The following is a 12,323-nucleotide window of genomic DNA, read 5'->3' on the forward strand; positions in this document are numbered from 1 at the left end:
GCGAAGCGGCCGGCGGCGCCCGGTGGGCGCCCCGGCCGCGCTGCGCGGTGGAGCCGAAGGCGATCTCAGGTCACGTCGTCGTAGCCGTTGACCCGGTCCGTGCTCGTCTGCTCCGGCACCCGGCTCCCGGCTCCCACGGCCTCGGCCTCGCCGATGTCCTCGGGGGTGAGGTCCAGCTCGGAGGCCTCGTCGTCGCCGGGGCCCTGCGCCTGGCGGCGGCGCTTGCGCCGGTCGTTCAGCAGGGAGAAGACGACCGCTGCGAAGTACAGGACCCAGATCGGTCCGGCCAGCGCCAGCATGGAGATGGGATCGGTGCTCGGCGTGGCCACGGCCGCGAACACCGTGATGCCCATGATCATGCCGCGCCACCAGCCGAGCATGCGGGTGGCGGTGAGGACACCGGTCAGGTTGAGCATGATCAGCAGCAGCGGCAGCTCGAAGGAGAGACCGAAGACGACCACCATGCGCGTGACGAGCTGGAGCAGGTCGTCCAGCGGCAGCAGGTTGTCGACGCCGTGCGGCGTGAACTGCATCAGCACCTGCGCCGTGGTCGGCAGCACCCGGTAGGCGAAGTACGCGCCGCCGAGGAACAGCGGCACACCGCTGCACACGAAGCCGTAGGCGTACTTCTTCTCGTTACGGTGCAGGCCGGGCGCGACGAACGCCCAGAGCTGGTACAGCCAGACCGGTGAGGCGAAGACCACACCGGCCATCAAGGACACCTGGAGGGCCAGCGTGAACGGGGCGAGGAGGCCGTTGATCGTGATCCGCGCGCACTGCTGCCCGTCCGCCGTCTGGGCCGCCAGTTCCTCGAAGGACTTCCCGCAGCCGACCGAGTCGAGGATCGGCTTGGTGAGGAAGTTGATGATCTCGTTGTAGAAGAAGGCGGCGACGATCGTCACGACGACGATGGCGAGCATCGCCTTCGCGAGCCGGTTGCGGAGCTCGCGAAGGTGTTCCGCGAGGGGCATCCGCCCCTCCGGGTCCTTCTCCTGACTGCGGGCAGACTTCAGCAACCCACGTTCCCATCTCGTACGGCGGGCCGGGGATCACCGGCCCCGCGTCAGCGCTTGGTGGTGTCCGTCGGCTCGGCGACCGGGCGGGAGCTGGTCACGTCGCCGGGGGCAGCCTGGATGGTGCGCTGCGCCGGGGGCTGCTCGTCGGTGGCGGGCGCCTGGGCCGGGGCCGGGGCGGTGCTGCCCTCTTCCTTCATCGCCTTGGCCTCGCTCTTGAGGATCCGCGCGGACTTGCCGAGCGAACGCGCCATGTCCGGAAGCTTCTTCGCGCCGAACAGCAGGATGATGACGACGAGGATGAGAATGATCTCGGGAGCTCCGAGCCTTCCGAACATAAGTCTTTACCTTCTCACCGAGGCGGCTGGTTGTGGCGTGCTGGCCGACCAGTCGGACACATATCCGAACGATCGTGTGTCAGCGATCGTAACGCTCAGGGGTGAACGCGAAGCAATCCCCGTGCGTACTCCCGGTCCGCGGCGTGGGCCTCGTTCTCCGCACCGCGATCAGCAGGGTACCTGTCCCGGCGACCGGGACGACAGGGCGAAGTGCCCCAAAACGCTGCCCAGTACGGACTCACACCAGGCCCATAACAAGCCCACGGCGTCCTCACAGCGCATCCACGGCGCGGGCGGTGCTCACGGCCGCCTTCTCCAGATCCTCGGCCGCCCTGTTGATACGGCGCGCCGATTCCGCGACCTGCCGGCCGAGGCGCTGCGCCTCCAGGAACACCCGCACGGCCAGCACGCCCAGCACGGCGAGACCCAGGAAACCCACAGCTACCGCGAACATCGGCCAGAACATGGGCCGAGCCTAGTAGGTCCTCGCGGGCCGACGCAGCCGCGCCCCCGGCCCGCCCCACGCGTGGCGCCCACCGGGCGCGTCGGGACAGGTCCCAGGGCATGATCCGCCGGACAGGTCCTAGGCCGAGTGCAGCCGCAACGTGCTGACCCCGCCGCCGGTCAGCAGCTCCACGATCCGCTCGCCGGCCGGCTTGCGCACGGACACGCCGCAGCCGGGGCAGGTGAAGGAGTAGAACGTGGTGCGGCTGCTGGCGCCGATCGCCAGGCGCAGAGCGCTCGCGGCGAGCTCGAAGCGGCCCCGGCAGTCCGGGCAGCCGGCCCGGAAGACCACCGGCCCCACGCTTCTCATCCCCGCGAACGCGGCCGCCACCGACATGCCCCGCACTCCGGACCTCAACGACTCGCTCAAGAACTCCGCTCCCGCCTGTCGTCCTGCCCCGCGTGCTCCCCGCGCTCCCCCGCGCCGCTCACCCGCCGGCCCCCTCGATCCCGTCGTACGCCGCCAGCGCCTCGCGGGCCGCCCGGCGCGCGCTGTCGGCCAGCTCCGGCGGCGACACGATCCGGCCGTCCGGGCCGAGCCGCAGCGCCAGCCGTCTGAGCGAGGCCGGGTCGGGCGTACGCAGAGTGATACGCAGACCGCCGTCGGGAAGTTCATCGGCACTGTCGTGCGGGTAGTACTCGGCGACCCAGCGCCCGCCGGGACCGACCTCGACGACGACCTCCGGATCCTCCGCGGCCGGCTGGACCAGCCCCTCCGACAGGTCCCTGAGCTCGACCTCGGGCGGCGCGGACGGCTCGTCGAGGACCCGGATCTCGGCGACCCGGTCGAGCCGGAAGGTCCGCCGGCCCTCCGAGCGGTAGCACCAGGCCTCGACATAGGTGTGGCCCACGCTGACGAGCCGGATGGGATCGATCTCACGCTCGGTGACCTCGTCACGCGCGGGCGAGTAGTAGCGAATCCACAGCCGGCGCCGCTCGGAGATCGCCCGGTCGACGTCGGCGAAGACCCCGCCCTCGGACTCGAAGGTCACCGACAGCCGGGAGCTGGCCCCGGCCGCCTCACCGGCCGCCGCCTCCACCTTGGCGGTCGCCCGCAGCAGCGCCTGCCGGTCGCCCTCCCGCAGCCCCGGCAGGGTCGACACGGCGCGGGCGGCCACCAGCAGGGCCGTCGCCTCGTCCGCGGCCAGCCGCAGCGGCTCGGCCGCGTCCGCCCCCAGCGCGGCCGGGTTGTGCCACCAGATCCGCTCGCCGTCGGTGTCGATGTCGAGCAGGTCGCCGCCGCGGAAGCTGGTGCCGCACATGGGCAGCACGTCGAGGTCCGAGACCAGCTCGTCCTCGGTGATGCCGAAGGCACGCGCCACGTCCTCGATCCGGGCGCCCGGACGCTCGCGCAGATACGTCACCAACGACAGCATCCGCCGGGTCTGGTCGATGGCGTTCGTGGGCCTGACCGGTTTGCCTGCCACTGTGTTGCTCGCTCCCCCTCAGCCCTTGGCCACGGCGCGCAGCCGTTCCAGCACGTCGGCCCGCAGCTCCGCGGGCTCCAGGACCACCACGTCCGGCCCGAACTCCACCAGCCACGCGTCCAGCCCGTGCCCGTACGGAATCTCCAACTCGTCCCATCCCTCGCCGAGTTCCCGCACCGCGGTGGCCTTCGCCCGAAGGGGGTAGCCGGCGCCCTGGCGCAGCCGGATCAGGGCGCTGCGATCGGCGGTCTCCCCCGCCCAGCTCGCCACGGTCTCGCGCACGGTGACCACGTCGGGGACCTCGGCGGTGAAGCGGCCGCCCCGGCTGCGCACCTTGCCGGTGATCCGGGACAGCCGGAACACCCGCTCGGCCCCCCGGTCGCGGTCCCAGCCCGCCAGGTACCAGTGGCCGCGCCAGCACTCCAGGGCCCACGGCTCGACCTGCCGGGGCTCGGGGCGGGCGGCGGTGGCCTTGCGGTAGTCGAAGACGACCGGACGGCGGTCGCGGCAGGCCAGCATCAGCGGCTCGAAGGCGGCCTCGTGCACCGGGATGCGCGGCTCCAGGGCGCCATGGGCCTCGTAGGGGTCGACGTCCTCGGGCAGTCCGGCCGCGCGCAGCTTCTGCAGGGCGCCGCTGGCGGCGCCGGCCAGCCGGGCCTGCTGCCAGACCTTGGCGGCCAGGCCGAGCGCGGCGGCCTCCTCGGCGTCCAGGGTGATGGGCGGCAGCCGGTTGCTGTCCCGGCGGGCCAGATAGCCGACCTCGCCGTCCAGGTTCTCGACCGTCTCGATGACCAGACCCAGCTCGCGCAGGTCGTCCTTGTCCCGCTCGAACATGCGGTTGAAGGAGTCGTCGCTCCCGGCCTCCAGATAGGCCTCGATGGACTCACGCAGCTCACGCTTGCTGAGCGGCCGTCGCGTCCCCAGCAGACACAGCGCCAGGTTCATCAGCCGCTCGGCCTTGGCAATGGCCATCGACGCCCTTCGCCTTCCTCGTGGTGCTTCCGACCGACGACCGTACCGCCCAGGGGTGCCACGGCAAAAGCCGAGGGCCCATGCCCGACAGGCATGGGCCCCAGATGATCGGGTCCGATCCCTCGACGATCAGACTCCGAGCAGGTCGACCACGAAGATCAGCGTCTCACCGGGCTGGATCGCCGGGGTCGGGCTCTGGTTGCCGTAGGCGAGGTGGGCGGGAATGGTCAGCTGGCGGCGGCCACCGACCTTCATGCCCTGCACACCCTGGTCCCAGCCCTTGATGACCCGGCCGCCACCGAGCGGGAAACGGAACGGGTTGCCCCGGTTCCAGCTCGCGTCGAACTCCTCACCCGTGCTGAAGGCCACACCCACGTAGTGCACCGTGACGGTCTGCCCCGCCTCGGCCACCGGACCGTCGCCCTCCCAGATGTCCTTGATCTCGAGGTCCGCCGGGGGGTTGCCCTCCGGAAAGTCGATCTCGGGCTTCTCGATGCTCACGTCTCTAGCTCCTGCTTGTCTGGATAAAGCAACGATCACAGTCTTACATCACGCGGACTCACATCTTCGCGAGGATGTCCACGGAGAAGACCATCGTGGAGTCCTTGCCGATGCCACTGCCTTGCGGCGGGTTGTCCCCGTAGCCCAGGGACGGCGGAACCACGATCAGCACCCGGCTGCCCACCTTCTTGCCCGTCAGCCCCTGCGCCCAGCCCTTGACGACCTGTGAAAGACCGAACGACGTCAGCGACTTGCGGCCGTACGTCGAGTCGAACTCCTTGCCGTTCTCCCACAGCACACCCTTGTACTGCACCAGCACGCTGTCCTGCGCCCCCACCGTGTCACCGTCACCCTCCAGGACGTAGTTCGCCACCAGCCCCTTCGGCGGATCCACCTTCGGCACCTCGATGGACGGCGCGCTGCCGTCGGTGTTCGTCCCCACCTTCGGCAGGTTCGCGTCGTCCTGCGGCACCTCCTTGCCCTTGGCGGAGCTCTTCGCGTTGAACGTCTCCTGCAGATCCACCACGAACACCAGCGTGTCGGTACCCTTGATACCCGCCTGCGTGTTGCCGCCCTTGCCGTAACCCCAGGTCGGCGGCACCGAGAACTCGACCCGGCTGCCCGCCTTCTTCCCCGTCAGCGCATACCGCCAGCCGTCGATGATGCTGCCCTGCGCCAACTGGATGACCAACGGCGTCTTACGGTCCCAGGAGTTGTCGAACACCTTCGCCGTGTCCCAGATCTGCCCCAGGTAGTTCGCCTGGATGTAGTCGTTCTCCGCGACCGTCTGACCGCCGCCCGCGATCACCGTCTTCACCGCCAACTGGTCCGACGGCTCACCCGTCCCCTTGGCCACCGTCGGCTTCTCACCGAACTTCGTCCCCGCCGTGATCGCCGGCAGCGGACCATCGACGATCTTCGGCGGCGGCGCCGACGACGGAGCCTCGGCAGACGGCGACTCACTGACGCTCGTCTTGCTCTTGTCGGACTTGTCGTCACCACACCCGGCGATCGTGACCAGTCCAGCGGGAACTGCGGCAAGGATGAGAGAGCGTCGGCGCACGGTGAAAGCCTCGTAATCGGTCGATCTTGCGGATGGCGTGCGCGCAACTCTACGACGTCAAAAGGGCGCCGTACGGAAAACGTACGGCGCCCGCGTTGCGTTCCGGCACAGCGACCGGCCGCCCCGCTACATCCCGGCGATCAGCTTCTCCACCCGGTCGTCCACCGAACGGAACGGATCCTTGCACAACACCGTGCGCTGCGCCTGGTCGTTCAGCTTCAGATGCACCCAGTCCACCGTGAAGTCACGACGCTGCTCCTGGGCCCTGCGGATGAAGTCACCACGCAGCCTCGCCCTGGTCGTCTGCGGAGGCACCGACTTGCCCTCGAAGATCTTCAGGTCGTTGCAGATACGGGCGGCCTGACCCTTCTTCTCCAGCAGGTAGTACAGACCACGACGACGATGGATGTCGTGGTACGCAAGGTCTATCTGCGCCACCCGCGGATGCGACATCGTCATGTTGTGCTTCGCCCGGTACCGCTCGATCAACTGGTACTTCATCACCCAGTCGATCTCGGTGCCGATCCGGTCCAGATCCTCCGCCTCGATCGCGTCCAGCGTACGGCCCCACAGCTCCAGGACCTGCTCGACCGTACCGGTACGGATGCCACGGCGCTCACAGAAGTCCACGGCCTTCTCGTAGTACTCCCGCTGCACCTCCAGCGCCGACGCCTCCCGGCCACTGGCCAGACGCACCTTCCGACGCCCCGTGATGTCATGACTGACCTCACGGATCGCCCGGATCGGGTTCTCCAGCGTCAGATCCCGCATCACCGTGCCCGCCTCGATCATCCGCAGCACCAGATCGGTCGCCCCGACCTTGAGCAGCATCGTCGTCTCCGACATGTTCGAGTCGCCCACGATCACATGCAGCCGACGGTAACGCTCCGCGTCCGCGTGCGGCTCGTCACGCGTGTTGATGATCGGCCGGGACCGTGTCGTCGCCGACGACACGCCCTCCCAGATGTGCTCCGCCCGCTGACTCACGCAGTACACGGCCCCGCGCGGAGTCTGCAGAACCTTGCCCGCACCACACAGCAACTGGCGCGTGACCAGGAACGGAATCAGGATGTCCGCGAGCCGGGAGAACTCCCCGTGCCGCGCCACCAGATAGTTCTCGTGGCAACCATAAGAGTTGCCCGCCGAGTCGGTGTTGTTCTTGAAGAGGTAGACGTCGCCCGCGATTCCTTCCTCGTGCAGGCGTCGTTCCGCGTCCACCAGGAGTCCCTCGAGAATGCGCTCGCCGGCTTTGTCATGAGTGACCAGCTCGGTCACGTTGTCACACTCGGGTGTCGCGTATTCCGGATGTGACCCGACATCGAGATACAGGCGGGCACCGTTTCGCAGAAAGACATTGCTGCTGCGGCCCCATGACACGACACGGCGGAAGAGGTACCGCGCCACCTCGTCAGGCGACAGGCGGCGCTGTCCCCTGAACGTGCACGTGACGCCGTACTCGTTCTCCAGCCCGAAAATGCGGCGGTCCATGACTGAACATTACGCCCGATCCCCCGAGCTGAAACGGGGTTCGACAGCACGATTTGGATCATTTTCCGATGACGCCGCAACCACAGCACCCCCCACCGGAGCCCCCAGGAACCGCCCCGTGGCCAGCAGAACCAGCAAAGACACCGCCCCCGCCACCCCCGGAACCGCGAAACCCCACAGCGCACCACCCGACTGGACCACCGGCCCCGCCACACCCGTCCCCACCGACGCACCCACCGTGAACGTCGTCACAAGCCAGGAGAACGCCTCGGTGACCGTCCCCCGCGGCGCATGCCGATCCACGATCACGAACGCACACGCGATCGCCGGCGCCAGGAACACCCCCGCGAGCGCCGCCAGCGCCACCATCGCGACCGCACCCGGCATCGCCATCAACGGCAGATAACACACCGCCAGAAACGCCACCAGAACCCGCAACCGCCGCTCCGGCACCCCCGGCCACCGCCGCGCCCCGTACACCACACCACCGACCAGCGCACCCAGCCCGATCGCCGCCATCAGCCACCCGTACACCACGTCACCACCGTGCGCGTCCGCATACGGCACCGACGCGACCGTGATCGACCCCAACGCGATCCCCACGAAGAAGAACGCGCCCAGCAGCGCCAACAGACCCGGCGACCTCAGCGCACCCAGCCAGTGCGCCTCCCGCGGCTCCGAACGCCACGCCCGCGAAGGCGCCGACACCACGACCGACAGCGCCCCCAGCACACCCACCGCGTTCAGCACCAGCAACGCCGCCTCGGCCGACCACAACGACACGCACACCGTCACCAGCAGCGGGCCCACGGTGAACATCACCTCCTGCGCCACCGCGTCCATCGCGTACGCCGTGTGCACCCGCTCCTCCCCGCGCAGCACCCCCGGCCACAACGCCCGCAGACCGCCCTCCAGCGGCGGCGTGAACAGCCCGGCCGCCGCCACCGCCGCATACGCCAGCGGCAGCGTGCCGGTGCCCGCCAGCGCGAACACGGCCATCGCCACGGCCGAGGCCAGGGCCGCGGGCAGCTGGACCCGCGGCTGCCCGTACAGATCGACCAGACGCCCCAGCACCGGCTGGCCCACCGCGTTCGCCACCCCGTACACCGCCGCCAGCACCCCCGCCAGGCTGTACGTACCGCCCTGCGCCCGCACGAACAGCACGATCGCGATGGCCGCCGTCGCGTTCGGCAACCGGCCCACCAGCGTGCCCACCAACAGCCGGGCGGCATGCCTCGCCCTGAGGATCTCCAGGTAACCCGCGGCCATCCGCCTGCCTCCATCGCCTTGCCGAGGACGTGCGCCACCCCGACGTGTTACGTATAACCCCCTGGCCCATACGTACCATGTGCGCTGTTCACCAGTCCAGACGAAAGAGCAGGCCAGCGGTGACACCAGGAAGCACACGCCCCACGAGCCGCGACGTCGCCCAGGCCGCCGGCGTCTCCCAGGCCGCGGTCTCCCTGGTACTCGGCGACAAATGGCGCGGCCGCGTCTCCGCCACCACCGCCGAACGCGTCCGCCAGGCCGCACACGACCTCGGCTACCGCCCCAACCTCGCCGCCCGCAACCTACGCCTCGGCCACACCCGCACCATCCTGCTCGTCGTCCCCGCACTCACCACCGAATTCTTCGCCGGCGTCTACACCGGAGCCGCCCGCATCGCCGCCGACCACGGCTTCGGCCTCGTCCTCTACCCCTCCCCCGAAGGCATCGGCCCCGCCCGCGACCCCTTCGCCTCCGCCCAGACCGCCCTCGACGGCGTCATCGCCTCCTCCATGGCCGCCGACGCCCTCACCGCCCTGCGCGGCGGCGACCGCCTCCCCCTCGTCATGCTCGACAGCGACCCCCACGGCAGCCTCGGCGCCGCCACCGTCAACCTCGACATCGCCGACGGCGCCCGCCAGATCGCCGACCACCTCCTCACCCTCGGCCACCGCCGCTTCCTCCACCTCGCGGCCGACATCCCCTCCTGGACCTTCGAAGTCCGCGCCCGCGAACTCACCACACGCATCACCGCGGTACCCGGCACCACCATCACCACCGCCCGCGCACCCATCTCCATCGAAGACGCGGTGGCAGCCACGACCACGGCCCTGAACACCCCCGGCCCCCACCCCACCGCCCTCGTCTGCGACGACGACAAACTCGCCGCCGGCGCCTACAAGGCCATCCGCCGCCTCGGCCTGCGCGTCCCCGACGACATCTCCGTCACCGGCGTCGACGACCTCGCCCTCGCCACCGCCATCGACCCCGAACTCACCACCGTCCGCCTCGACGCCGAACTCTTCGGCGAACGCGGCATGCAAGCCCTCCTCGCCGTCCTCGACGGCAAAACCCCCCAAGCCGGCGACATCCCCGTCCAACTCGTCGTCCGCGGCTCCACAGCACCCCCCAGCACCCCCTGACGGCACCGCGCCGGACCCCCCGGACAGCACCGTGCCCCCGACCGCCGTCACCGGCCGGGGGCACACACGGAGCGAACCAGGAACGAACTACAACTCCTTGCCACCGTCGTCCTGAGCACCGTCAGTGCTCTCCTCGGCGCTCTCCGCCTCCGTCGTCGCACCCTGCGCCGCCAGCAACCGCGACAACTGCGGACCCACGATCCGCTTGAACTTCCGCGCCTGCGGACGCGTACGATCCAGCACCGCGACCTCCAGCCGCTCCGCCGGAATCTCCCGCTGCGTACCGTTCGTATCCCGCGACAACGCCTGCACCGCCAGCTTCAACGCCTCCGACAGGCTCATCCCGTCCTCATGGCGCTGATCCAGATACGTACCGATCTGCTCCGCGTTACCACCGACCGCCACCGAACCGTGCTCGTCCACGATCGACCCGTCGTGCGGCAACCGATAGATCTGATCACCCTCCGGAGTCTCCCCGACCTCCGCCACGACCAGCTCCACCTCGTACGGCTTCTCGGCCGCACTGGAGAAGATCGTGCCCAGCGTCTGGGCGTACACATTCGCCAGCCCGCGCGCCGTCACGTCGTCACGGTCATAGGTGTAACCACGCAGATCCGCATAGCGCACACCACCGATCCGCAGATTCTCGTACTCGTTGTACTTGCCTGCGGCCGCAAAACCGATCCGGTCATAGATCTCGCTGAACTTGTGCAGCGCACGGGACGGGTTCTCACCGACGAACACGATGCCGTCGGCATACTGCAGCACGACCAGGCTGCGGCCACGCGCGATGCCCTTGCGGGCGTACTCCGCCCGGTCGGCCATCGCCTGCTGGGGTGAGACATAGAACGGCGTCGACACCGGTTATCCGTCCCTTTCTGTCGAAGTCACAAGATCACCTGAAAGAAGCACGGCCGCCTACTAGAGCAGCGCGGCACGCGGGCCGTCGGGCTGCTCCAGACGGCGCTCCAGGATCGAACGGGCGATCTCGGAGGACTCACCCTCGGTGAGCCGACGGAAACCGTCCTCGGTGATCACGGTGACGATCGGATAGATCCGGCGGGCGACATCGGGACCACCGGTCGCCGAGTCGTCGTCAGCCGCGTCGTACAGAGCCTGCACCACCAGCGTGGTGGCCTGGTCCTCGCTCAGATCCTCACGGTAGAGCTTCTTCATCGCACCCCGCGCGAAGATCGAACCCGACCCCGTCGCCGCGTAACCGTGCTCCTCGGAACGGCCACCCGTGACGTCGTACGAGAAGATCCGCCCCTTCGCCCGGTCCACGTCGAACCCGGCGAACAACGGAACCACCGCCAGCCCCTGCATCGCCATGCCGAGGTTGGAACGGATCATGGTCGACAGCCGGTTCGCCTTGCCCTCCAGCGACAGCTGAGCGCCCTCGACCTTCTCGAAGTGCTCCAGCTCCAGCTGGAACAGCTTCACCATCTCCACGGCCAGACCGGCCGTGCCGGCGATACCCACCGCCGAGTACTCGTCCGCCGGGAACACCTTCTCGATGTCCCGCTGCGCGATCATGTTGCCCATCGTCGCCCGACGGTCACCGGCCAGCACGACACCGCCCGGGAAGCTCACGGCGACGATCGTGGTGCCGTGCGGCGCCTCGATCACACCCTGCGTCGGAGGCAGTTGCCGATTACCGGGCAAAATCTCCGGCTGGTGCTCGGAGAGAAAGTCCATGAAGGACGACGACCCAGGCGTCAGGAAGGCAGCTGGTAGACGCCCGGTGCTACGAGTGTTGGCTTCCACGAAGTTCCCTCCAGGTAGGCAGCTGCCCGACGAACAGCGTCGGGATCGTCTCCCAACTTGCCGATGGCCGAATTGCAGTTGAAGCACAGTACGCCACGGACCCTACCCGTCTTGTGGCAGTGATCCACGTGTACGGCAGGAGCTTTCAGGCAGATCACGCAGAGCCCCATTTGCGAGGCGACCATCTGATCACGTTCGGCTTCGGTGAGGCCGTAGTGGCGCTTGAGGTGGCCTGCGCGCCCCTTGGCCGCGCGACACGACTTGCAACTCGTCGACAAGCCATCCGTGGCCGTGGCGTTGCGATGCCATTCGCTGTGCGGCTTGATCTCACCGCAGCTACGGCAGAACTTGTGACCCTCGGGTGTCTCCACACGGGGCCGGACATTCTTCCCCTTCGCCAGCTGGCGCGCTTGATGGTAGGCCGCCCAGCACTCCCGGCAGTACGTCTGAAGTCCGTCGCGCATTGCCTTGTTACTCGCGAAGGCCGCTCGCGGTTTGGACTCCTGGCACCGCGAGCAGCGCTTCACTTCGTCTTGATTTGGCAACCCAGCTCCCCCGCCGACCTTCGATCCGAAGGCTACTGGCCGCCCTTCTGAACGAAACTTCGAACGAAGTCCTCCGCATTCTCCTCGAGGACATCGTCAATCTCGTCAAGAACCGAGTCCACGTCGTCGCTCAGCTTCTCGTGCCGTTCCTTGAGGTCGCCGGTCGCCTGCGCGTCCTCCGTCTGCTCCTCGACTTCCTCCGTGGAGTGCGTCGCCTTCTGCTGGCCGCCGCCGGTGTCCTTGGTCGCCATAACCCTCACCCCGCTCAGTTCGCCCGACATGGTCGACAGGTAGGCA

At 68.8% G+C, this 12,323-nt stretch carries 15 protein-coding genes; 1 reads left to right on the plus strand and 14 read right to left on the minus strand.

What is annotated here, in order from left to right:
* Nucleotides 1–65: 65 nt before the first annotated feature.
* From tatC to ACZ7OY_RS22650, 10 genes are all read right to left on the minus strand, one after another.
* The gene (gene tatC / locus ACZ7OY_RS22605; RefSeq protein WP_471913003.1) at nt 66–1,016 is read right to left on the minus strand and encodes a twin-arginine translocase subunit TatC; all 951 of its coding nucleotides are present in this window, start codon (nt 1,014–1,016) and stop codon (nt 66–68) included.
* A 47-nt stretch (nt 1,017–1,063) separates the two neighbouring features.
* Nucleotides 1,064–1,351 (minus strand): Sec-independent protein translocase subunit TatA, encoded by a 288-nt coding sequence (gene tatA, locus ACZ7OY_RS22610; protein WP_471913004.1) that lies wholly within the window; start codon nt 1,349–1,351, stop codon nt 1,064–1,066.
* Between the two features lie 271 nt (nt 1,352–1,622).
* The gene (locus ACZ7OY_RS22615) at nt 1,623–1,817 is read right to left on the minus strand and encodes a hypothetical protein (RefSeq protein ID WP_385788470.1); all 195 of its coding nucleotides are present in this window, start codon (nt 1,815–1,817) and stop codon (nt 1,623–1,625) included.
* 117 nt (nt 1,818–1,934) lie between these two features.
* Nucleotides 1,935–2,225, minus strand: a complete 291-nt coding sequence (locus tag ACZ7OY_RS22620) for a hypothetical protein (protein ID WP_152895484.1) — start codon at nt 2,223–2,225, stop codon at nt 1,935–1,937.
* A 58-nt stretch (nt 2,226–2,283) separates the two neighbouring features.
* Nucleotides 2,284–3,282, minus strand: coding sequence for a helix-turn-helix transcriptional regulator (locus tag ACZ7OY_RS22625; protein ID WP_351607771.1), 999 nt, complete (start codon nt 3,280–3,282; stop codon nt 2,284–2,286).
* 18 nt (nt 3,283–3,300) lie between these two features.
* Nucleotides 3,301–4,254, minus strand: a complete 954-nt coding sequence (locus ACZ7OY_RS22630; RefSeq protein WP_471913005.1) for a helix-turn-helix transcriptional regulator — start codon at nt 4,252–4,254, stop codon at nt 3,301–3,303.
* A 129-nt stretch (nt 4,255–4,383) separates the two neighbouring features.
* The gene (locus ACZ7OY_RS22635; protein WP_385528523.1) at nt 4,384–4,755 is read right to left on the minus strand and encodes an FKBP-type peptidyl-prolyl cis-trans isomerase; all 372 of its coding nucleotides are present in this window, start codon (nt 4,753–4,755) and stop codon (nt 4,384–4,386) included.
* 58 nt (nt 4,756–4,813) lie between these two features.
* The gene (locus ACZ7OY_RS22640; protein WP_471913006.1) at nt 4,814–5,818 is read right to left on the minus strand and encodes an FKBP-type peptidyl-prolyl cis-trans isomerase; all 1,005 of its coding nucleotides are present in this window, start codon (nt 5,816–5,818) and stop codon (nt 4,814–4,816) included.
* 126 nt (nt 5,819–5,944) lie between these two features.
* On the minus strand, nt 5,945–7,306 hold the full coding sequence (pafA, locus tag ACZ7OY_RS22645) for a Pup--protein ligase (protein ID WP_067429457.1): 1,362 nt from the start codon (nt 7,304–7,306) through the stop codon (nt 5,945–5,947).
* Nucleotides 7,307–7,315: 9 nt separating this feature from the next.
* The gene (locus ACZ7OY_RS22650) at nt 7,316–8,575 is read right to left on the minus strand and encodes an MFS transporter (protein ID WP_471913007.1); all 1,260 of its coding nucleotides are present in this window, start codon (nt 8,573–8,575) and stop codon (nt 7,316–7,318) included.
* 119 nt (nt 8,576–8,694) lie between these two features.
* Here ACZ7OY_RS22650 and ACZ7OY_RS22655 point away from each other — a divergent pair, with 119 nt between their 5' ends.
* Entirely contained in the window at nt 8,695–9,714 is a 1,020-nt protein-coding gene (locus ACZ7OY_RS22655) for a LacI family DNA-binding transcriptional regulator (RefSeq protein ID WP_471913008.1), read from the plus strand.
* Between the two features lie 87 nt (nt 9,715–9,801).
* Here the strand turns inward: ACZ7OY_RS22655 and prcA are convergent, their stop codons facing one another.
* The 4 genes from prcA to ACZ7OY_RS22675 are packed head-to-tail and all read right to left on the minus strand — an operon-like array spanning nt 9,802 to nt 12,277.
* Nucleotides 9,802–10,575, minus strand: coding sequence for a proteasome subunit alpha (prcA, locus tag ACZ7OY_RS22660; RefSeq protein WP_471913009.1), 774 nt, complete (start codon nt 10,573–10,575; stop codon nt 9,802–9,804).
* Nucleotides 10,576–10,635: 60 nt separating this feature from the next.
* Entirely contained in the window at nt 10,636–11,481 is an 846-nt protein-coding gene (prcB, locus tag ACZ7OY_RS22665) for a proteasome subunit beta (protein WP_471913010.1), read from the minus strand.
* On the minus strand, nt 11,433–12,008 hold the full coding sequence (locus ACZ7OY_RS22670; RefSeq protein WP_471913137.1) for an endonuclease VII domain-containing protein: 576 nt from the start codon (nt 12,006–12,008) through the stop codon (nt 11,433–11,435). The genes prcB and ACZ7OY_RS22670 overlap by 49 nt, the downstream gene beginning before the upstream one ends.
* A 50-nt stretch (nt 12,009–12,058) precedes the next feature.
* Nucleotides 12,059–12,277, minus strand: coding sequence for a ubiquitin-like protein Pup (locus ACZ7OY_RS22675; RefSeq protein ID WP_471913138.1), 219 nt, complete (start codon nt 12,275–12,277; stop codon nt 12,059–12,061).
* Nucleotides 12,278–12,323 lie beyond the last annotated feature (46 nt).

It is taken from the genome of Streptomyces sp. NPDC107559 (assembly GCF_055657365.1).

Excerpts from the sequence above, each read along its gene's own strand:
- ACZ7OY_RS22675 (WP_471913138.1), bottom strand. The coding sequence starts at position 12,277 with ATGGCGACCAAGGACACCGGCGGCGGCCAGCAGAAGGCGACGCACTCC.
- ACZ7OY_RS22615 (WP_385788470.1), bottom strand. The coding sequence starts at position 1,817 with ATGTTCTGGCCGATGTTCGCGGTAGCTGTGGGTTTCCTGGGTCTCGCC.
- ACZ7OY_RS22650 (WP_471913007.1), bottom strand. The coding sequence starts at position 8,575 with ATGGCCGCGGGTTACCTGGAGATCCTCAGGGCGAGGCATGCCGCCCGG.
- ACZ7OY_RS22630 (WP_471913005.1), bottom strand. The coding sequence starts at position 4,254 with ATGGCCATTGCCAAGGCCGAGCGGCTGATGAACCTGGCGCTGTGTCTG.
- tatA (WP_471913004.1), bottom strand. The coding sequence starts at position 1,351 with ATGTTCGGAAGGCTCGGAGCTCCCGAGATCATTCTCATCCTCGTCGTC.
- pafA (WP_067429457.1), bottom strand. The coding sequence starts at position 7,306 with ATGGACCGCCGCATTTTCGGGCTGGAGAACGAGTACGGCGTCACGTGC.